The following is a 26,112-nucleotide window of genomic DNA, read 5'->3' on the forward strand; positions in this document are numbered from 1 at the left end:
GAAACTCCATTTCCCATTTTTCTGTTTTTGATTATCCCTTGTTTTGTTTTGCAGAAGTAATTATTTCTAATTTTAAATTAATGTTGCATACAAATTATTTAAAATACGTTAAATTATTAAACAAAACTACTTTATTAAATACGTATTGTAAGTATAAGTTGTCTTATGAGAAGATTATGTTTAATATAAATTTAAAAAATATACTTAATATAACTATAGTAAAAATAAACACAGTATTCTTCCCGTAACTTTTAAGGAATACTGTAAATGAATATTTTATCACCAAAAGACATCAATTTTTTATTTAATCTATTGTATGACTAAGGAGAAAAAAATGAACTTGAGAGTACCCTTAAATAGCCCTTTTACATTCAATTTTTTAAAACTCCCGTAATCTTCTTAATATTATCAAAAAAAAATACTTATTTAATAATATAATGTATAAGTATGAATGCACAATATTGACGAAAAGCCACAGAACTTTTTTGTCAAGAATTTTTACTACTATTTAACAAAGAAGCTTTACGCTTCGTTTACTAAAAATGGAAATTTATTTTTATAAAATAATATTATAGGTTGAATTTTATGGCACGTATCCAAATCGCATTAGTTTTGTCTACCATCATGATAGCTTACAGCTACCCTGCATTCTCAAATGATGAAACCAATAAAAATGATCCTTCAGCAAACAGACAACGACCTATATTGCCCTTAAAACACGCAAAAGAAGAAAAAAAACCTATCCTAAAGCCTTTACAACATGAAAAAAAAGGGGCAAAGCCTACCCCACCTTTGAAACATGCGCGCCCAGAAAAAAGAAGAACTGAAATTCAAAAGAATGCAACTAAACCTCGTACAACGAATACCCCTTCTCCTCAACCAACCACAAACGATGAAAAACGTATTCGCATAGCAATAGGACAATCGATCGTATTAAAATTTGATAGCCTTCCTTCAGAAGTGATCATCGGAAATGATCAAATAACAGATGTTTTAGCCTTAGAGAAAGAAAAAAGCATCGTTATAACTGGCAAAAAAAGCGGATTAACTAATATCATCGTTTTAGGAGCAGGCAACAAAGTTCTTCTTGAAACAGATATACTTTCATTCCCGAATGAACATGATACAGTGCGAGTTTATACTCCTGAAAAACTATCATTTTTATCCTGTACACCAAGATGCCTTCCTAACAGTGAGAATCTATAAAAGAAACCTTTTTAGAGAGATGTCCACTTAGATAATCATAAAAAATGATATAAAAGGTTGATTGAAGAAAAAATTGAGATTATACTGATTTAATCTTTCGTATCCATTTTACGAGCCTCTGCTACAAGCATGATAGGAACGCCTGATCTTATAGGATATACGAGGGATGCTTTTTTTGATAATAGCTCTTTACCTTCTGAAATAAGAATAAGATTACCTTTTGTTAAAGGGCAAACCAGAATTTCTAGTAGCTTTGGATCTATATTGGGAACATTTTCTTTCATATTAACAACCACCCTATTGCAGACGATTTTTATAATGCGAATAATCTGCAGCAAGTACAATTTTCATAATTGCAATCAAAGTCTGCGTACGCGCTTTAAAATCAGGAGCTTCTAATAACGCTTGTTTTTCCTCTTCGCTGAAAGGAGAAAGTAGCGCTAGTGAATTAACTAACACCTCATTACTTGCCCCCTCAATATTTTCCCAATCGGCATCTAAATTATTAGCTCTCAAATAATTGCGGAAAACCTCCAACAAGGCTATCCTATCAATGCCATCATTGTCATTACTAACAAGATCCGAGACAAATGGAGCAATATAAAAACAACGCCAAGAATTTAATTGATAAGACTCTTCTAACAATCGAAATCGGCAAACTCCCGTTACAGTTATAATATAATGACCATCATCTGTTTCCACAAAAGAGGTTATACGACCAATACAACCAATTTGAGATAAACATTTATCACTATTTGTAGAAAACCCACTCAACGCTGGCTGCACCAAACCTATCAACCGATCACTAGCTAGGACAGAATCAAACATCGCAACATACCGCCGTTCAAAAACGCTAAAAGAAAAGCGACTTCCTGGCAACAATAACATGCCCAAAAGAGGAAAAATAGGCATTAAACATGGAAGGTCTTCATTATTTTTATATATTGCATTACCAATTTTCATTAATATCACCAATTCACACATACACTTGCAAAAATATCAAATGATTTTAGCCATCATTGCCAATGATTAAGTATAGTTATTTATATATCCCTATCTATTATCATATAGCATAACCTATCTCGATAGACATATCTATTATCAAAATACAAGGGACTGGAAAAGTCAAAAACGCTGTTGTATACAACATCAAGATATTGTGGGCTTATTTTTTTTGAATACAATCAAAGTTACCAACAATAAAAAATTATAAGAAATGGATTTGCTGTCATAAAACATTAAGATATGTACTGGCAAAATAATTTTCCTACTATATTAATCAACGAAGAAGAAAAATTGAAAACCACCTTATTTTAAGAAAGAATTTGAAAAAATCCATGATCAAAACACCTTACTATTTAATCGATAAGCAAAAGATTTTGAATAATTTAGAAATAGTTCAACGCATTCAGAAAAATGCTGGAATCAAATTACTTCTGGCACTCAAATGCTTTTCTGCGTGGGGAGTATTTGACATATTGAGCCAATACATGGATGGAACAACTTCTTCGTCCCTCTATGAAGTGATGCTAGGACGTAAAAAATTCGGTGGAGAAACTCATGCCTATAACGTGGCATACAAAGATTGTGAAATTGATGTCGTTCTCGCCCATTGTGACACAATAATTTTTAATAACATATCCCAATTGAATAAATTTAAAGAAAAAGCACAAAAATCAAAAAAAAATATCGGATTACGCATTAACCCATCCATATCTTATTCTAATTTTATTCTTGCCGATCCAAATCGCCCTTTTAGTCGCCTCGGAGAAAAGGACAAAAACAAAATAGCAGATGAAATCAAAAACATTAACGGATTGATGTTTCATAATAATTGCGAAAACAAATCGTTCCCTTGTTTCGATGCAATGCTAAACCATATTGAACAAGAATTTGGTAATTTTATTTTCCAAGTTGAGTGGATTAGTCTAGGTGGAGGGATTCATTTTACAGATAATACTTATCCCATAGAAGATTTTTGTCGACGGCTCAAAGAATTTTCAGAAAAATATTCTATTCAAATTTATTTAGAGCCGGGAGAAGCCATTGTAACTAATACCACAACTTTAGAAACGACAGTGCTTGATATAGCCCAAAATATTAAAAATCTAGTGATTGTTGATTCTTCTGTAGAAGCCCATTTGCCTGATTGCTTACTTTACAAACAATCAGCGATCATATCTCCTAATAAAGGCCCTTATACTGCCATGGTATGCGGAAGATCTTGCCTTGCAGGAGATATATTTGGCGATTTTCACTTTGAAACCCCTCCTCAAATAGGAGACAGAATATCATTTGAAGACGTCGCAGGCTATAACCTCAATCGAAAAAATTGGTTTAATGGAATAAATATGCCTATGATCGTAGCGAAAGATTTAGATGGCACCCTAAAAATCATACGTGAATTTTCTTACGATGATTACTATAAAAATCTTTCCTGAAAAACAACAAAGAACTGTGCTAGTAGTTCCACAATAAATCTATAAGATAAATGCATAAAAAATAGAGAAATCCTGCAATTATGAAAAAAAATGTTTTAATTATTGGGGCTGGAGGCGTTGCACACGTAGTAGCGCATAAGTGCGCACAAAATAATAATATTCTTGGCAAGATCCATATCGCTTCACGCACACTTCAAAAATGCTCAAAGATAGTAGATAGCATCTACGAAAAAAAATCACTGAAAGTTAGTGATAATATTAAAATCCACCAAATAGATGCCTTAAATATTGAATCACTAATAAAATTAATCAAAGAAACGAAATGTCAAATCGTTATCAATGTCGGATCGTCTTTCCTTAATATGTCAGTATTACGCGCCTGCATTAACTCAAATGTGGCATACATTGATACGGCTATTCATGAAGATCCCCTTAAAATATGTGAATCCCCTCCTTGGTATAATAATTACGAATGGAAGATGCTTGACGAATGTTATGCTAAATCTATTACAGCAATTTTAGGGGCGGGATTTGATCCTGGAGTCGTTAACGCTTTTGCGCGCTTAGCAAAAGATGAGTACTTCGATCAAATTACAGACATTGATATAATAGACGTCAATGCCGGCAAACATAATAGATATTTTGCAACAAATTTTGATGCAGAGATAAATTTCCGCGAATTCACAGGAGTGGTCTATAGTTGGCAAAAAGGTCAATGGTGTGTTAATAAAATGTTTGAAATAAGTAGAACATATAACTTTCCTGTTATTGGACAACATAAAGTTTATTTAAGCGGCCATGACGAAATTCATTCCTTGTTTAAAAATATAGAAGGCGCTGATATACGATTCTGGATGGGATTCAGCGATCATTATATTAACGTATTCACAGTACTAAAAAATCTTGGTCTCTTGTCAGAAAAACCAATAAAAACTGCTGAAAACATAGAAGTATCCCCTCTCAAAATAGTAAAAGCCGTATTACCTGACCCTTCTTCATTAGCGCCGAATTATAAAGGAAAAACTTGTATCAGCTGTCTTATCAACGGAATATATCATGGGGAGAAAAGAGAGATATTGTTGTACAATCTTTGTGACCATCAAAGCGCATATCAAGAAATAGCAAGCCAAGGAATTTCTTATACTGCCGGAACACCTCCTGTAGCAGCCGCTATTTTGATAGCGCAAGGAATTTGGGATGTTGGAAAAATGGTGAACATCGAAGAGCTTCCTCCAAAACCATTTCTTAGCACCCTTCATAAAATAGGACTTTCCACCTTGCTCCGCGAAAATAATAAAGAATATTTATTGCAATTTGAGGGATAAAGAACCAAAAAGTTTGTTTGCTCAAAAAGAAAACATCGAAAATACGAACCTTTAAAAAGAATTTTCTACAAAACTTCAAGGCATACTTATAAAATTCTTCCCCCCATTAAACTTGTATCTTTTTTATAAAAGCAACTTTCTGCCACCACAACACTATTAAAAAGCAAAAAATGACTTATAAAAGAACATTATCACAAGAGAAAATCTTAAACACTGCACTTTTTTATGCAGATTCTGGCGTTTACTGGGTTTTTGATCATTCCAACGGGAAAACACATAAATCATGGGGAGAAGAAAAACCTCCTCTATCTTCACAGCCAATAAAAGAAATTGATCAAACAAATAATCCACTTGTAGAAAAAGCTTATTCTATTGCTCAAAACGCTCGTTCATTACATGAGCTCAAATCACTAATTTCCTCTTTTCACGATTGCGCTCTCCAAAACACATCTTCTTCCACTATTTGCGCCACTCAAGAAGGAGGAAAAGACCTTATGATTATAGGTTATACACCTAGCGATAGTGACAATATAAACGGTAATCCTTTTTCTGGAAAAACTGGAGATATCTTAGACAAAATGCTCCAATCTATTGGCGTTATGCGAATACAGACACATACATCTATGATTTCTCCATGGCATCCTCCAGGCAACAGACAACTTTCTAAAATAGAAATGGAAATATGTCGTCCTCTTATAATGAAACAAATTGAACTTGTATCACCTAGAATTCTCTTTTTTCTTGGGAACAAAACAATAAATTTTTTTTTCAATAATGATGATAAAGCAAACTATCAAAATCTTGGAAAATGGCATAAAATTCAGGTCCAGAATCGTACTATTCCAACATTATCTACGGTTCATCCCCAAGAACTAATGCAATACCCCCTTATTAAAAAAACCGCTTGGCATACTTTGATAACCCTGAAAAAAGCATTGAAAAATACTTTGTAAACAAGATGTTGTGTATCTTCATAAGGCAATGCAATTTATGCATTACTGATATCCATTAATAACACTTCTTTTCTAAAATTTTCGATGTATAATCTTGTCATATTTCATTTATATGTTTTTTATTTTTTCTTATAATAATAAAAATTAGGAGTACCCTAGATTAATTTTTTAAATACCTTTTTAAAACTTAATAACTGAATTACTCGTTTCTTTAAAAAATAATATTCTGAAATACAAGAATGTTATAGATGAGAAGAAAGTTTATTAAAATGGAAATTTTATGCAAAGGACCTGTGGAACAAAAGTTAATTATTTAAATTTTTCTAGGATTACAAACCAGATAATCCATTTATAATAATCAATGTTATACATTTTCATAAACAATTTTTATAATAAATCTTTATATTTTTTTATTGCACGCAAGGACATCCTAACAGGTGTCCTTGTTTTTTGAGTAATAAATCTAAATAATACAAAATAAAGTATTATAAATTTTTCTTAGAACGTAAATTTATTTCCTAAATATAAGCGACGTACATCTTTATTATCAATAATCTCTTTTACTGTGCCATGCGCCAGAACCCCTCCTGCATGAATTATATAGGCACGATCAATCAAATTTAATGTTTCATGCACATTATGATCTGTTATCAGCACACCAATACCACGAGCCGCTAAATCGCGAATAAGAAGCTGTATATCTGAGACGGCAACAGGATCTACTCCAGCAAATGGTTCATCAAGCAATATATAAGAAGGCGAGCTTACAAGAGAACGAGCTATTTCCAAACGTCTTCGCTCCCCTCCGGATAATAGTGGTGCTAATACGTGGCGTAATTTTGTAATTTTAAACTCACTTAGAAGTGATTCCAATCTTTCACGTCGCTTCTTTTTATCTTGTTCATGCACTTCTAAAACCGCAAGAATATTTTCTTCAACAGTCAATCCACGGAAAATTGATGCTTCTTGAGGCAAATAACTAATACCAAGACGAGCTCGTCTGTACATAGGCATTTTTGTCACATCACTGCCGTCGATTTTAATTGAACCGCTATCAGCAGGAATCAAACCGGTTATCATATAAAAAAAAGTAGTCTTCCCCGCTCCATTAGGCCCAAGCAATCCCACAATCTCACCAGGATAAACATCTAAATCCACATCTTTGACTACATATGCAGAATTATATTTCTTCGTCAAAGAATGAGCGGATAAAAGACATTCTCGTCGAATTATATTATGCTGATTATCTGACATCTTAAACCTCCAAGTGATTTCTACTTAATATCCATGATTTTTATTATACTTAATGATAGATTTCACTTGTTGAGATCCGCATCCTTGCAAATAAGCGGTACCCACATCTAGTTTTACAGTCAATCTACATCCCAAAAATGTATTCATCCCTTCTTGAAAGATCACTTTATCTCCATATAAGACCAAAATTTTTTTTTGGAAATCACAGTAACCATTTTTAGCCATAGCCTTGTTCTTATCTGAATTTATAATAACATTATTTCTCATATCCATACGACTAAGTTGATCACTAGAATCAGTATAGTGTAAAATAATTTCCTCGGCTTGCATGTTGGTATCTCCTTGGGTCACTGTTACTCCCCCTCTAAAAGATGCCTTTTTAAGATCATCTTGAACATCCAAGGTATCACTATGAATATAAATTTCTTGATCTCTCCCAATTTTAAAACTTGAAAAATAAGACGACTCCGCCCGAGACAGATCTGTCTTCAACAATACAAATACCACTACGAATAGCAGCGTATATATTTTATCCGAAATCTTCATTTAAAACTCAAAAAAATTATTTTTACACCTTTTTATGCAATATCTTAGGATGAATTACTACTGACACGTCTCCCGAAAATATAGCTCTTTTTTGATCGTTTTCTATACTACAAGACTGCGCAGAAAGCGTAAAAGTTGAACTTGTAAACTTCACAGCATCTGAACTATTCAGAACTATTTTCTTTATATCCATAACAGCAGTTTTAAAATATAGCTGAGTATCATTATTATTAAATATTATTTTGAAAGGATGTTGAATATTAAGCATATTACGATATAAATCAAAACTTGCATAATTTGCCAATAAACGCATCTCATCATATCCAGGTATAGGCATTACTAATTCGAGATCTTGTAATAAAATAGTATTTTTAGACCCCTCATTATCTTGTGCACGTTTTGCAGACAGTGAATACCTCTTTTTATCTCTACTATAATCAGATAAAATAAATTTATTTATCACCATAAACTCAAAATTCAAAAAATCCGCTGCAGGTTTGGAAAAATGCTTAATTCGAACCCAAGAAGAAAAAAAAAGCCACGATAAAAGCACTACACTTAAAGTCGGCAAAAAAAATTTCAAAAATCTAATAAGCTTGAAATGCTGATTGTATTTTTTTCTTTGCAATAATAGCTTTTCTCTTCTATCCAATTCATTCATATCGTCCATGAAGAAATACCTTTATCGCCATCACCATTACCTTAAGCATATACATAAATCATTATACTTATAATAATCAAAAAATTTTAGGTTGCAAAAAAATAAATTTTATTATAGATATTTATTGAGGACACTAAATAATTAAGAATAGCACGTTAAGATATTTTTATTCTCTTTTGGTATGTAGTAGATGCATAATTCAACTTACGTTACATAAAATATAAATCCCCTTTCATGGACTCAACAATGATAAGCTTATCAAAAAATATAAAAAAACGACATATAGTATATCTGTTAATAGCGCTTGGAATCACGTATTTTGCTTGGGATTCAATTTTCCCAGATAGAACTCCTCATGTGGCAAGAATAACAATAAGTGGATCTATAGGTGATGATAACGAAGACTTATTAGATCGCATTCACAGAGTTGGCACGGATGATTCGGCAAAAGCCTTGGTCCTTTGGATATCATCTCCAGGGGGGACGGTCTATGGATCAGAATCCTTGTTTGAAGCAGTAAAAAAAGTCAAGCTCCGCAAACCAGTAGTTACTCTTGTTGGCGGTGTCGCAGCGTCTGGAGGATATTTAATTTCTTGTGCGAGCAATGCTATTATAGCATCCCAGAGCTCTATAATTGGATCTATCGGAGTATTCCTTTCTTATCCTCAGTTCAAACCTTTCCTAGACAAATTAGGCATATCAGTAGAAACCATAAAATCATCTCCATTAAAAGGAGAACCTTCGCCTTATTCAAAGCCAAATCCACAGACAATACAAAACTTGAAAGAGCTGGTAAACGATGAGTATCATTGGTTTGTTAAGCTCGTTTCTGAAGAGCGCCATATCCCATATGATAAAGCCCTAACCTTATCTAGTGGACTTGTTTGGTCTGGAACTAAAGCCAAGAAACTTGGATTAATTGACGCTATAGGGGGAAATGATGAAGTTTGGAAAAGCCTATACTCACTAGGAGTCGATAAAGACGTTAAAATTATCAAAGATTGGAAATCTCCTAAAAATTATTGGTTCTTTGATTTTAATTTTAAAAAGTATGTCAAATCCACCTTGGAAGATAGTGTCCCGTTTATCAGACAAGCAAATTTTGAAGGATTATTGGCAGTTTGGCGCCCTTAAATACCTTTTGGGAAATTCTTGAGATAGGAAATTAGCGATGATAAAATCTTCTCTGATATATACAATTGCAAAAAAAAATCCACAAATAAACCATCAAGATGTCGAAAAAATGGTAAACTTATTATTAGAAGAAATGACCAAAGCCCTTGCAAATGGCGGGCGTGTTGAAATACGCGGCTTTGGAACTTTTTCTGTTAGAAAACGCTCAGCAAGATTAGCAAGAGCTCCACTCGCCCAAAAAGTTATATCTGTTAAAGAAAAAATGGTTCCTTTTTTTAGATCAGGAAAAAATCTAAAAGAGTGTCTTAACCCCCGGAATCTTGAGCGTGATTCTGAAAAGGTAGGAATGTCCTGATAAAAGCAGAAAAATAGGAATCCTTATAAAAAAGATTTTGTTTCTATTTTACATATGAAATCAAATCAAAAAAAAATCAGCTTCTTGACTGCTTTAACACAAGATGGATTTTATACTGTAAAAAAACTTAAATTCCGTTATTTTTTATATTTACTAAAATGTAGTCTTGTTCACTTTTAAGGAGACCTTGATGTACATAATATTTTTTTCAAATCTGGATTTATCGCAAATATTATGTTACACGATTTAGTATTGTTGGATAGTCATTAAGCAATTACTTGAGAGGCTCCGTGGATGATTTCTTGTCGTCAGATGATATTTTTTTCTCTCATTGTTTTTTTCTTGACCTTAGATCAATTAATTAAAATAAAACTAGAATCTGTTTTAACCTTACACGAGCCCAAACATATTTTTTCTTTTTTATTCTTGTATTTGACTCATAATACTGGTGTATCTTTTTCGATGCTATCAAATATATCACCAAAAATAATTATAAGCATTCGCATATTGATAACCTCTTTTATTGTTTTCATATGGATGAAGAGCGCAAGAAAGAATTTTGCGTTTGATATGGGATATATACTAATTATAGCAGGTGCAGTAGGCAATATAATTGACCATTATCTATATGGTTATGTTATTGATTATGTAATGCTACGTACTCAAGTATGGTCTTTTGCGATTTTTAATCTAGCAGACTTTTTAATATCTCTTGGAGCATGTATCCTCATATGCAATGAGTCTTTTGACTCTAACAAAAAGAATACAATCAGTCATAAAAACTAAAATAAAATAGCATTCAATCCTTAGAAGTATATTAAAACATATTTTTTTATTCTTCTAAATGAAAAGTATATGCCTGATCAGGAAAAATAACCTGAACAATGTCTTTCTTAATTGACTCTAATTTCAGATATGTAAGGAAATTAATAATACATGACGAAAGAGTTTTCATCTCAACAAGAATCATGCCTTGAAAACATTGATATAGAAAAAGATCTAAAGTCTTCGACTCCCATGATGCGTCAATATATCGAAATAAAATCCATCAATCCTGATAGCTTACTATTCTATAGGATGGGAGATTTTTATGAATTATTTTTTGAAGATGCCATTATAGCCTCCCGTTGCCTTGGAATAACCTTAACCAAAAGAGGGAAACACTTAGGAAAAGATATTCCGATGTGCGGGGTCCCAGTACATACTAGCAATCATTATATTCAAAAACTAATTAAAATAGGACATCGAATTGCTCTATGTGAACAAATTGAAACCCCTCTCGAAGCAAAACAACGAGACAAAAAGTCATTAGTTCGTCGTAATGTAGTCCGTCTTGTAACACCTGGAACCATTACCGAAGATCAGCTGCTTTCACCAACAGATTCTAATTATCTCATGGCAGTCGCTCGTATTCGAACAGAATGGGCAATTGCTTGGATCGATATCTCTACTGGTGTTTTTAAAATATCCAAATCAAATCGTAATAGATTGATTTCAGATATCATGCGTATTGATCCACGCGAAGTTATCTTTTCTGAAGAAGAGCTACTAAATTCTGAATACAAATCACTCTTTGAAACATTGGGGAATATATCCATACCTCAACCTTGCGTGTTTTTTGACAATGCCGTTGCTGAAAAGCGTATTGTTGACTACTATGGAATAACAACTACGGATACCTTTGGATCCTTTTCTCAAGCTGAAAAAACTGCTGCTGCTGCTGCGATTTCCTATATCAAAAAAACACAGCTCTTAGACAAGCCAACTATCGGATATCCTGAGCGAGAAGATATAAAATCCATATTGTTTATTGATTCCGCCGCTCGTTCCAATTTAGAAATCCTCCATACCCTCTCAGGTTCTCGCGAAGGATCTCTCTTGAAAAATATCGATTATACCTTAACGGGAGGCGGAGGAAGGCTTTTTGCCGAAAGAATTGCGTCACCTTTAACCAATCCTCAAAAAATTAATATCCGCCTTGATTCAATCAATTTTTTCCTTAAAAATCCAGAATTGGTCAAGTCTATACAAACAATATTAAAATCTTCTCCTGATATACCACGAGCACTCTCACGTCTCAAAATTGAACGAGGAGAACCACGAGATATCGCCGTTGTTCGCAATGGCATACGCTCTGGCATAGACATGCTAGATGCCATATCAAAAAAAGACATACCAGAAGAACTACGTGATGCTGTTAAAAAATTACAAAAGTTGCCTCAATCTCTTGAAAAAACACTATCATCAATGCTTTCCGATGACTTGCCTACTCTAAAAAAAGATGGAGGGTTCTTACGTGATGGAGCTGATCCATCTCTAGACGAAGCGCGATTGCTCCGCGATCAATCTAAACGTATTATTGCATCTCTACAATTAAAATACGCAGAAGAAACAAACATAAAAAATATAAAAATAAAACATAATAATCATTTAGGATATTTTATTGAAGTTATTTCCAGTAATGCTAAAATTTTAACAAAAGATTTTGAATCCAAAGATCGCTTCATACATCGCCAAACTATGACCAATTTAACTCGTTTTACTACCCTTGAGCTTATTGATCTAGAGAATCGTATTACTAATGCTACAAATCGAGCCTTGTCAATTGAATTAGAAGCCTTTGAAACACTCTCTAAGGCTATAATAGAACAATCAGAATCACTGAATGACGCATCAAAAGTAATTGATGTCATTGATGTATCAATTGCTTTAACAACATTAGCTAGAGAACAAAATTATTGTCGTCCAATTGTTGATGATTCAACAAAATTTATTGTAAAAGATGGGCGCCATCCTGTCGTTGAAAAAACATTGAAATACCAATCATCAAAACCTTTCATAACAAATGATTGTGATTTATCTTGTTCCGACGACAAGAAAAATGGAAAGCTTTGGCTCCTTACAGGCCCTAATATGGGAGGAAAATCCACATTCCTACGTCAAAACGCTCTTATTGTTATCATGGCACAAATGGGATCTTATGTTCCCGCCTCTTCTGTCCATATTGGTATCGTGGATAAATTATTCTCGCGCGTCGGTTCTGCAGATAATTTAGCAAGTGGACGCTCTACTTTCATGGTAGAAATGATTGAAACAGCATCCATTTTAAATCAGGCCACTAATCAATCATTTGTTATTCTGGATGAGATTGGGCGAGGGACTTCCACATTAGACGGTCTTTCTATAGCGTGGGCAACTATAGAATATCTACACGAAATTAATCTCTGTCGTGGATTATTAGCAACCCACTTCCATGAATTAACAGATTTATCAAAAAGTTTAGCAAGATTTCATAACGCTACCTTACAGGTTTCTGAAAGCGCTGAAGGGATCGTTTTTTTACACAAAGTCATTCCTGGAATTGCTGATCATTCCTATGGAATACAAGTAGGGAAATTAGCTGGATTGCCCCCTTCTGTCATATCTCGTGCATATGAAGTGTTAAAAAAATTCGCAAAACTATATGATAAAAATCAAAAAGATGTACGAGAATATGGTCAAATATCAAAACTTCCACCGGAAGAATCAAAGGAAAGTATTTCCAAAAACGATTTGTTTTTGGAAAAAATAAATCAAATTGATCCCAATGAAATGACTCCTTTAAAAGCATTAGAAACATTGTACACTTTAAAAGCGTGGGCATTAGAAATATCTTCCGACAACACTTTAAAATAGCTTGGCTTAGATCTAAAAAAAATACATCAATAGTAAGAAAATGCAAACAATCCCTTGTATTATTTTTTCTAATAATTGACAAATCTATCAAGAGCATCATCAGTAAATCTTTACTCTGCACATTTAAAGATATTGTCTAAACTATAAATATCATAGAGTTGTAAATAAAAAAAATCAACCATTTTGATATTAAAAAGATCTCTCATACAACCGACAAAAAAAATTGAGACATCTTCTAGCCCCTGGAAGAATTTCGACTAATTAAAAACCTTTCCCTTTTGTAAATTACGGCATGCGCTTAATCAATATATATATCTATATCTTTTAACTACTTACGACGCCTCCACCACCCTATTTTTCTGACGACTGGTTCAGAAGTATTATTATCTGTCTCAGAGGTAATTGGAAGAGGATTCGGAATAAAACCTGATTCCGCTATCAACTCAGGAGAATCATCCGATGCTAAATTTTGGTTTTGAATATGAGCAGACTCAATGTCTTGAATTGCTAAAGAATCATCGACAACATGCGTAATAGAACCTAAAACATCAGATGCCACAACATCACTATGTTCTATCACCGGGCGTCTACGCCTACGTCTCCTTCTTCTCTTACGCACAACAATACCAGAAGATTCATCCAATGCACCCTCAGTATCCCTTGAATTAATACTTTGCTCTATAGAATCATCTATTTTATCTTGGGTATTTCCTGATTTTTCTAAATTGGAAATCGGCAATAATACATTCTGATCTTTTTGCGAACATTCAACGTTTTTATTATCTTCCATTTGAATATGAGAGAAATCAACTATATGCTCAATTTTTACCGGACACTGAACAGGAGATCCCTTTTCAATATTAAAAAGCTTATCTGCTAAACTGAGACCAATCACTACATTAATTGAAACACCAAATCTACTCTCATATTCAACAATTGTAGCACGCTTTTGATTCAGTAAATATAAAACGAAGTCTGGGTGAGTATGAACAATAATGTTGTGTGTAGTGTATTCTAGTAAATACTCTTCTATACTTCTTAAAATACTTAGCGTTATAGAAGATTGAGAACGAACATATCCTGATCCCTTACAAGTACTACAAATTTTTGTAGTGCTTTCCAAAACAGAAGACCGAATACGTTGTCGAGACATTTCCAAAAGACCAAAATGAGATATAGAACCTACTTGGACGCGTGCTCTATCCTTTTTTAAGCTATCTTTAAGCTTCTTTTCAACAGCACGATTATTTCTCTTTTCTTCCATATCAATAAAATCAACGACTATCAAGCCAGCTAAATCACGAAGACGTAGCTGACGCGCAATTTCTTCAGAAGCCTCTAAATTAGTTTGAAAAGCAGTACTTTCTATAGAATGTTCTCGTGTTGAACGCCCTGAATTTACATCTATAGCGACAAGCGCTTCTGTCTGATTAATGATAATATAACCCCGAGATGGTAGTGTGACCTCTGTATGATGGAGACAGTCCAACTGAGCTTCAATTCCAGAATGAGAGAAAATAGGATGCACATCATTATATTGCCGAACTATTTTAGCATAACTAGGCATCAAAAGTTTCATAAAATCCTTTGCTTCACGATATCCTTTTTCTCCAGAGACAATAATCTCAGTGATATCCTTACTATAAAGATCCCGAATTGCTCTCTTAATTAAGCTACCTTCTTCATAAACCAAATGAGGCGCAACTGAATTTAAAGCAAATTCGCGCACATTATCCCAAAGACGCATAAGATATTCAAAATCACGTTTTATTTCAATCTTCGTGCGAGATGCGCCTGCTGTACGCAGAATGACTCCCATACCTGGCGGAACCTCAAGAGTACGAGCAATCTCCTTGAGGTTATTACGATCAACAGGATTAGTTACTTTGCGAGAAATAGCCTCTCCTTTAGGAGTATTGGGCATTAATACAGAATATCTTCCTGCCAAAGAAAGATACGTTGTAACCGCTGCCCCCTTGTTCCCACGCTCTTCTTTAACAACTTGCACCAATAAAATCTGGCGGTTCTTAATCACCTCTTGGATACAATATTGTCTTCGCAACTTTTTAGAAACATTCTCAGAGGAATCAACCTCAACATTTTCATTGTCAAAAACAACATCGTTGCTCGAACATATTTCATGAGATAGGTTCGTTGTAGAGGCAACATCATCTAATTCAACAGAATTAACATCATCATTTATTACAATATCACTATCTACAACACCGCTATCCGTTATTACAACATCACTATCTACAACACCGCTATCCGTTTGCACATTGGATACTTTCAATAATGCCTGACGATCAGAAAATGGTATTTGATAATAATCCGGATGGATTTCGAGAAAAGGAAGGAAACCATGACGATTTCCCCCATAATCTACAAAAGCTGCTTGTAAGGAAGGTTCCACCCGTGTAACCTTCGCTAGATAAATATTTCCTTTGATTTGCTTTTTATGTTCAGATTCAAAATCAAGGTCTTCAACGCGATTATCTCGTAAGACAACAACGCGTGTTTCCTCAACATGCGAAGCATCAATAAGCATCTTATTAGCCATGAACTTCTTTCTCCTTGGCAATTCAATCGACAGTAATCTGAATTAATATAAAACCAGAAAACACGATTGATAGCACTTGGTGACAAAGATATTTTGGATCTCAAATGCGCACTTAGCATAAAATACGAGCTGTCCCTCTCTTAATTGCACCACACAATTCAAAAACTTTCATGCGACATGAGTCAAACTAACTTATAACTATATCCAAAGACCTTCCTAATGGGAAAATCCAACGAAAACTATTCCTATCAACCATCAAAACATAGAAGGTAGGAAAAACCGATTTCTACATCGGGGAAATTACGAAAAAAGAATACGACTTAAAAACCAATGTTTCCAACCATTATGTATCCTAAATCCTTAAAATAATCACACAATTTTACTAATACATTACTCGTAAAATAAAAAGGCAACCATCTACTAGTAATTTTTATATCTTAATATAGCAAGAGGGAAGAAGCGTTTAGTTGTATTTCTAGAGTTTAATTAATTCATTTAGCAATAATTATTCTATACAAGTTATATTTATACAACAGAACAAAATCTGAGAAAAAGTAGCATGATTAGTTTACAAAAAATCTTATACCTTCTATATGTAGGAAGAGCTTGTTTTTTTCTTGAAAATCACGCATACAAACCTATCTTAGGCTCTAAAAATTACTAAAGGATGCCTTCAATTAAAATTGCATGAGTAGCTTTTGGCATAAAATAAAATGCTTGATAATTTTATGCTCCAAACGTCGGGGAATTTGTATTGTATTCTCGTATAGTTAGATTTATTGGATATTTTTTTGGCTTTGCCACTTATTCTATTCTAGGTGCCATACTAGGGGCTAGTATCTATATTGCTAAAATTTCTCAAAACCTCCCTGATTACGCCATCCTTAATTCCTATTCACCTTCTATTACCACTAGAATTCATGCGGGAAATGGATCTTTAATAGCAGAGTATGCAAAGGAAAATCGATTATTTTTGCCTATCCATACAATTCCTTCTCACGTTAAATATGCCTTTGTTTCTGCTGAAGATAAAAATTTCTACTATCATTCAGGAGTTGATATCTTTGGTATTATACGCGCCTCCCTCCACAATATAAAAAATATTGGTTATGGACGCCGTCCAGAAGGGGCTTCTACTATAACACAACAAGTTGCGAAAAATTTTCTTCTGAGCTCCAATCAAACCATGGATCGAAAAATCAAGGAAATACTCCTTTCTTTTCGCCTTGAGAAAGCCTACAATAAAGAAAAAATACTAGAGTTTTATTTGAATGAAATTTTTTTTGGATTCAATTCTTATGGAATTGCAAGTGCAGCTCTGACCTATTTTGACAAATCAGTAAGCGAGCTAACTATAGAAGAAGCCGCCTACCTAGCAGCACTTCCCAAAGGACCGAGCAACTATGACCCTTTCCGAAAAAACAAAGCGGCAATTGCTCGCCGAAATTGGGTCATTGATCGTATGGAAGAAAATAGCTATATATCTCACGAGCAAGCGGTAGTTGCAAAATCAAAATCGCTTAAAATCACAAATAGGCAACGCAGATCCCACCTATTTGGAACTGAGTATTTCTCTGAAGAAGTAAGACGCCAAATTATTGATCGTTACGGTGAAAAAGCGCTTTATGAAGATGGATTATCTGTGCGTACATCTCTTAATCCACAATTACAATTTCATGCACGAAAAGCTCTTCAAGATGGATTGGTTAATTACGACCAACGTGATGGTTTTCGCGGACCTATAAAGAAGATAGACTTAAAGAAAGATTGGGGGCATGCACTGGCATCTATCTCTAGTTTGTATGACGTTCCCGAATGGAATATTGCTGTAGTTCTAGAGGTTTCCAATTCGCATATTACCATAGGACTTCGTCCAACCATCGAATCAAATGGAAAAATTACAACCGAACGGAAAAAAGGGGTAATTGAAGTAGATTCGATCCGATGGGCTTATAATTCCTTATCCAAAAATCAAAATTCCGAACAAGATCCTCGGAACATTCTATCCCCCGGAGATGTGATTTATGTAGAACATATTGACGAAGGATGGCGATTACGTCAAATTCCAAAACTACAAGGAGGATTGATCGCAATGGATCCTCGAACTGGTCGTATTCTCGCAACTGTAGGAGGATTTTCCTATTCACAGTCAGAATTTAACCGATCTACCCAAGCAATGCGTCAACCTGGATCTTGTTTTAAGCCAATTGTATATGCCGCTGCATTAGATAGCGGTTATACTCCTGCGTCAATAATTATGGATGAACCAATTGAAGTTTTTTCCAGAGGAAATATTTGGAGACCTGAAAATTTTAGCAAAACATCTTCTGGAGCATATACTTTACGCTTTGGACTCGAGAAATCTCGCAATCGCATGACGGTACGCCTTGCCCATAATATGGGAATGAGCGTTGTCGCCGATTACGCTGAAAACTTTGGTGTTTACGACAAAATGCTTCCCGTTTTAGCAATGTCCTTAGGGGCAGGAGAAACGACAGTTCTTCGCATGGTTGCGGCTTATGCAGTTTTTGCCAATGGAGGAAAACAAATTCGCCCATCATTTATTGATCGCATACAAGATCGATTTGGAAAAACCATCTTCAATCAAGAACAACGTATTTGCGATTATTGCAATTATGATACTTGGAGTGGACAAGATGAACCCGAAATAATTGACAAAAGAGAACAAGTGTTGGATCCCATGACCGCATATCAAATTACTTCTATATTAGAAGGAGCTATTAAACGCGGGACTGCTGCAGGTCAAGTCAGATTAAATAGACCTGTTGCTGGGAAAACTGGTACAAGTAGCAATAATAGAGATGCATGGTTTATAGGATACACACCTACACTCGTAACTGGCGTTTATATTGGGTATGATATTCCATCTCCTTTAAAAAACAACGCAACTGGAGGCACTCTTGCTGCACCTATTTTTAATGCCTTTATGCGAGAAGCCGTTAAAGAAACCCCCTATGCTCGTTTTGTTGTCCCAACAGGAATGAGCCTTATCCCTATCAACAAATGGACAGGGATGTTATCTCAAAAAGGGAATCCTGATACAATCATCGAAACTTTTAAGCCTGGGACAGGACCAGCAAAAACTTATACAGTCATTGATGATAATAATAATGTTTCTTCTCAAGAAGAAATTTTACGAAGATCTCCTCAAGCTAACAAAGCAATTAATTCTAGCTCTGGAGGTCTATACTAAACCACATGCTAGTATACTTTCTAAAATCGAACAATGATTTGGTAATTTGTCACTCAAAATAGAAATGAAAAAATGGTATCGATAAACAACGACACCCAAAACATCATCAATGAAATCAAGCAGTCGATTGAACTGCTTAGGAGGTCTCTTTGACTGGGATAATGCGCTAAAACGCTTGCATTTTCTGAATGACAAAGCTGAAAATCCAAATTTATGGGAAAAGGTGGAAGAAGCCAAAATATTAATGCGCGAACGCCAACATCTAGATAATGCAGTTTCTTCCTTAAAGGCACTCCAGGATCGACTTGATGACAATATCGCACTTCTAGATCTTGCTGTAGAAGAAAATAATTCTTCTGTATTGCAAGAGTCCTTGGATAATCTAAAACAACTAAAATTAGATACAGAATACAAACAATTTGAAAGCCTCTTTTCTGGCGAAGCCGATTCTAATGATGTTTATCTTGAAGTCCATGCAGGAGCAGGAGGAACAGAAAGCCAAGATTGGGCAAATATGTTAGTCCGTATGTATATCCGATGGTCCGAAAGAAGAAAATTCAAAATAGATCTCCTTGAAGTACATGATGGAGAAGAAGCTGGTATCAAATCAGCTACATTATTGATCAAAGGCCCTAATGCTTATGGATGGTTAAAAGAAGAACAAGGCGTCCATAGACTCGTACGAATATCACCGTATGATAGCAATTCCCGTCGGCATACTTCTTTTTCTTCAGTTTGGGTTTATCCAGTTGTAGACGAATCAATTGAAATAGAAATCAATGAAAGTGATTGCCGTATTGATACCTATAGAGCTTCTGGAGCGGGCGGACAACATGTCAACACGACAGATTCAGCTGTACGTATTACGCATATCCCAACTGGTGTGGTAGTCCAATGCCAACAAGAACGCTCCCAACACAAAAATAAAGCTCAAGCTTGGAATATGTTGCGAGCTAAACTTTATGATCTTGAACTACAAAAACGCGAGGAAATAGCAAACATCGGAGAATCCTCTAAAACAGAAATTGGCTGGGGAAGACAAATCCGCTCATATGTCTTGCAACCATATCAAATGGTCAAAGATTTACGAACAAATATAGAAAAAAGCTCCCCTTTAGATGTCTTAAATGGTGATTTGGATGATTTTATGAAAGCAGCTCTTGCTTTAAAAAAACAACTTAAAGCACATTAAATAGGAAATTGTGCTGCAAGTATCCGATCTGACCAAGGTCTATTAGGATCAGATAAAATGCGCATGGTTGTATCAGGAGAATGAGTAATACGAAGCCGTGAAACCGGTTCAATAGCCAAACGATCGGCAGTGGCTATCACAGGGCGCTGTTGATGCTCTAAAACTTGAATTTCTATAATAACATCATTTGAAAGGACAGCTCCACTCCAACGACGTGGTTTAAAAGGACTCACTGGAGTAAGCACCAAATGAGGGGATCCAAAAGGTAAAATGGGACCAAGAGCAGAAAAATTATATGCAGTTGAACCAAGGGGAGTGGCAACAATCAAGCCGTCACAAACAAGTTCAGGCAACCTAACTTGAGAATTTATTGTCACTTTTAATTTTGCTGCTTGAACAACTTGATCAGAAACTAGTTTTCTAAGAATAGAAACTTCGTTTACGCCAAAAAACTCTGCACATATAGAATCCGTATCATCAAAAACTATCATTTTTAAAGGATGAAAAGTATATTCTATGGCATCAGAAAGACGCTCTAAAATATTCTTTGTACAATAGTCATTCATCAGAAAACCAACAGAACCACAATTAATTCCATAAAGAGGCTTTCCATGTAAACGAGAAAGATTTTGAAGCATAAAACCATCTCCTCCCAATATGACGATAGCATCTGATTCTTCATAACTGCTATTCTCATAGATTTTCATAAACTCCTTATATGCTTCTTGTGCTTTTTCGGACTTAGATGCCCTAAAATGAATTTTTTGTATGTTTCTACGCATAATATATCTCTCATAACTTAATCAAAAATCATCTGCATCCAACAAATGATCTAAACAAGAAAATATGAAAACAACATCAAAAAGACATGGCTCTTTCTCCTATAAAATAATCTTTTATGTTTATAAGAGACATGCAAAAACATTGTCCGATATTTCTATGGAAAAATCATTTAAAACCAATCCACAAAACATTAAATAAAATCTTTAGTAACACAAGAAATTGTATTATTTCTCAGATTGTGATTTTTAATCGAGACGTTGAAGACAAAAATCCACTACTTCTATCAAAGACGCTTTCCAAGGGTTGTTCGGCAAATCTTGTAAAGAATCTTTAGCTTTTTGACCATAATAATACGCCTGAGATTTTGTATCTACCAGAGCATTGCACTCCTGTATCATAATAAGAGCTTTCTGTAGATTTTCTACGCTAATTTCCCCATCACCGATAGTGGATCTCCAAAAATTCTTTTCTTGATTTGTTGCTCGCTGAAACGCAAGAATCACTGGCAAAGTCGGCTTACCATTACGAAAATCATCCCCAATATTTTTACCCATTTCATTAACCTCACCTCTATAATCTAGAGCATCATCAACAAGTTGAAAGGCAATTCCAAGATTTGTTCCATATGATTTAAGAGCATCGCGAACTGAATCCTGTGCTCCTGAAATCAAAGAGGATACTTCCAATGCAGCAACAAATAATGCAGCTGTTTTAGATTTTATAACATAAAGATAATCTTCTTCTGTGACATTGAGATTTTTGGATATTGATAATTGTCGCAACTCACCTTCGGAAAGAGTACAAGCAACTAACGATAATACTTTCAATGCTTCCTGCGATTTTGTTTCTATCACCATACTAAAAGCTTGACTTAACAAAAAATCTCCAACAAGAACGCTTGCCTGATTTCCCCATACCAAACGTGCAGCAGCTTTTCCCCTCCTCAGTGCGCTATCATCTACGACATCATCATGCAAAAGCGTTGCCGTATGAATAAATTCAATAGCACATGCTAATAAAACATGATTATTTCCACGATATTCAAGCATCAAAGCCGTCGCTACAGTTAACATAGGACGTAGTCTTTTCCCTCCAGAAAAAATAAGATACTTTACAACATCTGGAATTATTGTAACATTTGAACAAATTCTGTCCATAATGAGCAAATTTACTTTGTTCATGTCCTTGACAGTAAGGGCTTCTAGCATTTTCATGAAAAACTACTTATCTCCTTCTTTTATAAAAAGGAATCCTCACAATTAATAATTACAATCATGAATATTACCAATATCTTATAGAGTTATATGATGCCATAACTATTCGTATCAAGTCGCCAAATATTTTTAAAAAACAAATACTGTCTTCAACAATTTTTTAGTAAAATCATGTTTAACAATATTACAGAAAATGAAACAATAGATGCTTTTCATCAAGGCCACTTCTATTTAGCACAACCCTTAACAGGCGGACATCGTGCTGGCATGGATGCAATGATTTTAGCATCCTTAGTTGATGCAAAAGGACTTTTCCATTTGGCAGATCTCGGGGCAGGAGCAGGGGCTGCAGGGCTTGCCATCGCCTCTAGATTGCATGAAGCGCAAATTCTATTAGTCGAACTGTCCCCCTTGATGGCCAATTATGCACGTAAAACTTTAGCATTGCCTGCCAATGCACAAATTTCAAAACGCGTTTCCCTCATTGAAGTAGATGTTACATTAACTGGAAAAAAGCGTAGTTTAGCTGGCTTAAAAAATAATTTTTATGATCATGTTATCATGAATCCACCCTTTAATGAGAGAATAGGAACCCTTACTCCTGATAAAGTAAAAGAAGAGGCACACGTAATGTTAGAAGGATCTTTCGAAAAATGGATTCGCACTGCTTGTGCTATAATGCGACCTAGCGGTCAATTATCATTGATTGCACGACCTCAATCACTTATAGAAGTTGTTAACGCCTGTGCAAGACGCATCGGATCTTTGGAAATCACTCCTCTTTACCCACGAAAAGGAGAATGTGCCATTCGTATTTTAGTTACAGGACGCAAAGGTATGCGCGGAAAATTAAACTTTCGCTCTCCTATCTTCCTCCATGAGCCTAATGGACAATCTTATTCGCATTTTGTAACTGATCTTATTAATGGAAAAGCCACTATAAAACGGTTGCAAAAATAAGTGTTTCACTTCAGATAAAGAAATTTTTACTGGAAATTATATTCTAGAATAAAATAACATTGCCGTGTACTGTACTAAATTTAAAATACAATATATAACTTATAAAAAAAATATCTATGTTATTTAATAAAATATCAAATATTTTCATTAAATTATTAGAAAAATCTATTAATCCATGAAAAAAACGAGCATTGTTTTACAAGCGACCGTCTTAAATAAAAGGTAATGATTGTGGCGCCCATTCATGATAAAAAAAATAAAACTTCTTTTCAAAATATCGTATTAATTTTGACAGAATACTGGGCAAAACAAGGCTGTACGATTTTACAACCTTACGATATGGAAGTTGGTGCAGGTACTTTTCATCCATCGACTACCTTACGCGCCCTTGGCCCACTACCTTGGAAAGCCGCTTATGTACAACCATCACGCAGGCCATTAGATGGACGCTACGCTCAAAATCCAAATCGTTTACAACACTATTATCAATTCCAAGTGATTATAAAGCCTAATCCACTTGATCTACAAAAACTTTATATCGAATCTCTCCAAGCCGTAGGTATAGATCCACTAGTTCATGACATACGTTTTGTTGAAGACAATTGGGAAAGCCCAACCCTTGGAGCTTGGGGCTTGGGATGGGAGTGCTGGTGCGATGGAATGGAAATATCGCAATTCACATACTTTCAACAAGTCTGTGGGATAGAATGCTCTCCTATATCAGGCGAAATCACTTATGGCCTTGAGAGGCTCGCCATGTATGTTCAAAACGTCAATAGTGTCTTTGATATTGTGTTTAATACCATTGAAGGCAAAAACGTTCTGTATGGAGACATATTTGCCCAATCCGAACAAGAATATTCCCGCTATAATTTTGAATATGCAAATACGAATATTTTACATAATCACTTTATTGATCATGAAAAAGAATGCCAAAAACTCTTAGAAGCAGGCGCTCCTAACAAACATCATAATCATCATTTATGCGTTTTCCCCGCTTATGACCAATGCATCAAAGCATCTCATATCTTCAATCTTTTAGATGCACGTGGCGTAATATCCACAACAGAACGCCAACGTTATATTCTCCGAATCAGATCTTTGGCAAAAGCTTGTGGCGAGGCCTTCTTAATGACCTCAAGCGGGGGTTATAAATAATATTCACAATACAATCTGGTTGAAATTCATGCTATATGTTTAACGCTTGCAATGCTACCAAAGATCTGTAATAGAGCTTTGTTTTTTACCATCATTATTGGCAAAGGAAATCCTCTGTGTCTAAATTATCTTTTTATTCTTTAAAGGTAACACCCTTTAAACAAAATTGTACATTCTTATTCGACGAAGAGAGCTTGGAAGCTGTAGTCATAGATCCTGGCGGTGATCTTGATAGAATCAAAGACGTTATTAAATCCCGTAATTTTCGTGTCAAACAGATTTGGATTACGCATGGACATATTGATCACGTAGGAGGAGCCGCTCAACTGAAAGAAGATTTGTCTTTACAAATTATAGGTCCCCATAAAGATGACGCCATGATGATGAACAATGTAGAAGAACAAGCCAAATTGCTATCAGTTTGCATGAATGAACGCAATACTTCATCAGATCATTGGTTGCAAGACGGAGATAGCGTATCAGTTGGTAAACATGTTTTTAAAGTATTTCACTGTCCAGGACATTCACCTGGTCATGTCATTTACGTCAATTTTGAAAATAATTTTGCTCATTTGGGCGACACTCTATTTAGAGATAGTATCGGGAAAACCGATATTCTTCATGGAAACTACCAACAATTAATGAATTCAATCAATAACAAAATACTTCCTTTAGGCGATGAAATATCTTTTGTATGTGGACATGGCCCCAACAGCACTATAGGAAGAGAACGTCGTCTCAATCCTTTTTTGAAATCAAATATGTAAAATATACCTGACTTTTATCTTATTACAGGCTACTATAAACATGTATATCAGAGCATCCGTAGCTCAGCTGGATAGAGTATTGGATTCCGATTCCAAGGGTCACAGGTTCGAATCCTGTCGGGTGCACCATTAAAACTATAACTTATTGATTTAACGATGTTTTTTATAAGATCTAGTCTTACCTTTTAAAAGGTGCGACTAATGCTAGCAATTCACCTCCGTGTTTTTATCTCACTTTTCAACAACAAATCTGCCTCTATTTCTCTACGGATTACAAGCCCTTTCAACTTCTTCCCTCCAGCAAAAACCCATTTACATATTTCATGAGAAGCGTTAATCCAATCTTCTCTATCCACACGTTTTCTCAAAGTGCTATTCCTATACCGCCCTATTCCAAGATTAAAAACAAAATCCCCAATAGCCGATATGCGGTTTTCACCAGCATTAATAAGAATCGGGGAAACGGTAAATACTTGGCTTAAGCACTTCGAAACATCCCATTTAAGAAGATCATTTGCTTGTTTTTCAGTTATAGCCAAGTTCTCAAAAACATCATTTCCAGTATGACCATAACCAATAGTCCAAATGCCAGCAGAACACCGATAGGCTTTTAACCTTAATCCCTCAAATCCCTTAACCAAATCAATTAAAAGATGTGGCATTGTATTGACTCCCGCAATTTATAGGTGTTAATTGTAGTACACGCTATCTTAT

22 protein-coding genes and 1 tRNA gene are annotated in these 26,112 nt (G+C 34.8%); 14 read left to right on the forward strand and 9 right to left on the reverse strand.

The genetic code is table 11. The features are described from left to right. The first annotated feature begins 585 nt into the window (after window positions 1-585). A complete protein-coding gene (locus CKC_RS00725; RefSeq protein WP_013461558.1) occupies window positions 586-1,206 on the forward strand; it encodes a pilus assembly protein N-terminal domain-containing protein in 621 nt (206 codons plus the stop codon). 89 nt (window positions 1,207-1,295) lie between these two features. Here CKC_RS00725 and CKC_RS00730 read toward each other — a convergent pair whose 3' ends face one another. Continuing rightward, window positions 1,296-1,490 carry a Trm112 family protein gene (locus CKC_RS00730; protein ID WP_013461559.1) on the reverse strand — a complete coding sequence of 65 codons (195 nt, stop codon included), beginning with the start codon at window positions 1,488-1,490 and terminating at the stop codon, window positions 1,296-1,298. A gap of 13 nt (window positions 1,491-1,503) precedes the next feature. Continuing rightward, window positions 1,504-2,169 carry an LON peptidase substrate-binding domain-containing protein gene (locus tag CKC_RS00735; protein ID WP_013461560.1) on the reverse strand — a complete coding sequence of 222 codons (666 nt, stop codon included), beginning with the start codon at window positions 2,167-2,169 and terminating at the stop codon, window positions 1,504-1,506. A gap of 374 nt (window positions 2,170-2,543) precedes the next feature. Between CKC_RS00735 and CKC_RS00740 the strand changes: the two genes are divergently transcribed. The 3 genes from CKC_RS00740 to CKC_RS00750 all read left to right on the forward strand — a co-directional run bounded on the left by CKC_RS00740 (window position 2,544) and on the right by CKC_RS00750 (window position 5,925). Continuing rightward, on the forward strand, window positions 2,544-3,647 hold the full coding sequence (locus tag CKC_RS00740) for a carboxynorspermidine decarboxylase (protein WP_013461561.1): 1,104 nt from the start codon (window positions 2,544-2,546) through the stop codon (window positions 3,645-3,647). 80 nt (window positions 3,648-3,727) lie between these two features. Further along, window positions 3,728-4,972 carry a saccharopine dehydrogenase family protein gene (locus CKC_RS00745; protein ID WP_013461562.1) on the forward strand — a complete coding sequence of 415 codons (1,245 nt, stop codon included), beginning with the start codon at window positions 3,728-3,730 and terminating at the stop codon, window positions 4,970-4,972. A 170-nt stretch (window positions 4,973-5,142) separates the two neighbouring features. After that, complete coding sequence (locus CKC_RS00750; RefSeq protein ID WP_013461563.1) at window positions 5,143-5,925, forward strand: uracil-DNA glycosylase; 783 nt, start codon at window positions 5,143-5,145, stop codon at window positions 5,923-5,925. A gap of 498 nt (window positions 5,926-6,423) precedes the next feature. On the opposite strand, the gene lptB is transcribed toward CKC_RS00750, so the two are convergent. The 3 genes from lptB to lptC form a co-directional block, all read right to left on the reverse strand. Continuing rightward, window positions 6,424-7,179 (reverse strand): LPS export ABC transporter ATP-binding protein, encoded by a 756-nt coding sequence (gene lptB / locus CKC_RS00755; protein WP_013461564.1) that lies wholly within the window; start codon window positions 7,177-7,179, stop codon window positions 6,424-6,426. Between the two features lie 24 nt (window positions 7,180-7,203). After that, window positions 7,204-7,671 carry an LptA/OstA family protein gene (locus CKC_RS00760; RefSeq protein ID WP_013461565.1) on the reverse strand — a complete coding sequence of 156 codons (468 nt, stop codon included), beginning with the start codon at window positions 7,669-7,671 and terminating at the stop codon, window positions 7,204-7,206. A gap of 76 nt (window positions 7,672-7,747) precedes the next feature. Then, the gene (lptC, locus tag CKC_RS00765; RefSeq protein ID WP_013461566.1) at window positions 7,748-8,395 is read right to left on the reverse strand and encodes an LPS export ABC transporter periplasmic protein LptC; all 648 of its coding nucleotides are present in this window, start codon (window positions 8,393-8,395) and stop codon (window positions 7,748-7,750) included. Window positions 8,396-8,632: 237 nt separating this feature from the next. Here lptC and sppA point away from each other — a divergent pair, with 237 nt between their 5' ends. From sppA to mutS, 4 genes are all read left to right on the forward strand, one after another. After that, on the forward strand, window positions 8,633-9,520 hold the full coding sequence (sppA, locus tag CKC_RS00770) for a signal peptide peptidase SppA (RefSeq protein ID WP_013461567.1): 888 nt from the start codon (window positions 8,633-8,635) through the stop codon (window positions 9,518-9,520). A 37-nt stretch (window positions 9,521-9,557) separates the two neighbouring features. After that, entirely contained in the window at window positions 9,558-9,875 is a 318-nt protein-coding gene (locus CKC_RS00775; RefSeq protein ID WP_013461568.1) for an HU family DNA-binding protein, read from the forward strand. A 312-nt stretch (window positions 9,876-10,187) separates the two neighbouring features. Beyond that, window positions 10,188-10,661 carry a signal peptidase II gene (gene lspA / locus CKC_RS00780; protein WP_244392023.1) on the forward strand — a complete coding sequence of 158 codons (474 nt, stop codon included), beginning with the start codon at window positions 10,188-10,190 and terminating at the stop codon, window positions 10,659-10,661. A gap of 150 nt (window positions 10,662-10,811) precedes the next feature. Further along, complete coding sequence (mutS, locus tag CKC_RS00785; RefSeq protein ID WP_013461570.1) at window positions 10,812-13,550, forward strand: DNA mismatch repair protein MutS; 2,739 nt, start codon at window positions 10,812-10,814, stop codon at window positions 13,548-13,550. Window positions 13,551-13,878: 328 nt separating this feature from the next. Here the strand turns inward: mutS and CKC_RS00790 are convergent, their stop codons facing one another. Next, window positions 13,879-16,110 carry an Rne/Rng family ribonuclease gene (locus CKC_RS00790; protein ID WP_013461571.1) on the reverse strand — a complete coding sequence of 744 codons (2,232 nt, stop codon included), beginning with the start codon at window positions 16,108-16,110 and terminating at the stop codon, window positions 13,879-13,881. Window positions 16,111-16,876: 766 nt separating this feature from the next. Here CKC_RS00790 and CKC_RS00795 point away from each other — a divergent pair. Together CKC_RS00795 and prfB are read left to right on the forward strand one after the other, a co-directional pair. After that, window positions 16,877-19,324, forward strand: coding sequence for a penicillin-binding protein 1A (locus CKC_RS00795; protein WP_044054195.1), 2,448 nt, complete (start codon window positions 16,877-16,879; stop codon window positions 19,322-19,324). 81 nt (window positions 19,325-19,405) lie between these two features. Next, a protein-coding gene (gene prfB / locus CKC_RS00800) for a peptide chain release factor 2 (protein ID WP_143827792.1) occupies window positions 19,406-20,516 on the forward strand; the annotation gives its coding sequence in 2 pieces (ribosomal slippage) (window positions 19,406-19,474 and window positions 19,476-20,516; 1,110 coding nt in all). Here the strand turns inward: prfB and CKC_RS00805 are convergent. Together CKC_RS00805 and CKC_RS00810 are read right to left on the reverse strand one after the other, a co-directional pair. Further along, window positions 20,513-21,298: an NAD kinase gene (locus tag CKC_RS00805; protein ID WP_013461574.1), complete on the reverse strand. Its 786-nt coding sequence runs from the start codon at window positions 21,296-21,298 to the stop codon at window positions 20,513-20,515. The genes prfB and CKC_RS00805 overlap by 4 nt on opposite strands. Window positions 21,299-21,544: 246 nt before the next feature. After that, the gene (locus CKC_RS00810; protein WP_013461575.1) at window positions 21,545-22,513 is read right to left on the reverse strand and encodes a polyprenyl synthetase family protein; all 969 of its coding nucleotides are present in this window, start codon (window positions 22,511-22,513) and stop codon (window positions 21,545-21,547) included. A gap of 171 nt (window positions 22,514-22,684) precedes the next feature. Here CKC_RS00810 and CKC_RS00815 point away from each other — a divergent pair, with 171 nt between their 5' ends. The 4 genes from CKC_RS00815 to CKC_RS00830 all read left to right on the forward strand — a co-directional run bounded on the left by CKC_RS00815 (window position 22,685) and on the right by CKC_RS00830 (window position 25,527). Further along, window positions 22,685-23,473 (forward strand): tRNA1(Val) (adenine(37)-N6)-methyltransferase, encoded by a 789-nt coding sequence (locus CKC_RS00815; RefSeq protein ID WP_013461576.1) that lies wholly within the window; start codon window positions 22,685-22,687, stop codon window positions 23,471-23,473. A 225-nt stretch (window positions 23,474-23,698) separates the two neighbouring features. Further along, window positions 23,699-24,631: a glycine--tRNA ligase subunit alpha gene (locus CKC_RS00820; protein WP_044054048.1), complete on the forward strand. Its 933-nt coding sequence runs from the start codon at window positions 23,699-23,701 to the stop codon at window positions 24,629-24,631. 116 nt (window positions 24,632-24,747) lie between these two features. Further along, on the forward strand, window positions 24,748-25,398 hold the full coding sequence (locus CKC_RS00825; RefSeq protein WP_013461578.1) for an MBL fold metallo-hydrolase: 651 nt from the start codon (window positions 24,748-24,750) through the stop codon (window positions 25,396-25,398). 52 nt (window positions 25,399-25,450) lie between these two features. Continuing rightward, a tRNA-Arg gene (locus CKC_RS00830) sits at window positions 25,451-25,527 on the forward strand. An 83-nt stretch (window positions 25,528-25,610) separates the two neighbouring features. Here CKC_RS00830 and CKC_RS00835 read toward each other — a convergent pair. Further along, window positions 25,611-26,060 carry a lysozyme gene (locus CKC_RS00835; protein ID WP_013461579.1) on the reverse strand — a complete coding sequence of 150 codons (450 nt, stop codon included), beginning with the start codon at window positions 26,058-26,060 and terminating at the stop codon, window positions 25,611-25,613. Between the last annotated feature and the right edge of the window lie 52 nt (window positions 26,061-26,112).

Origin of the sequence: Candidatus Liberibacter solanacearum CLso-ZC1 (genome assembly GCF_000183665.1) — a bacterium.
Classification (GTDB): Bacteria; Pseudomonadota; Alphaproteobacteria; order Rhizobiales; family Rhizobiaceae; genus Liberibacter; species Liberibacter solanacearum.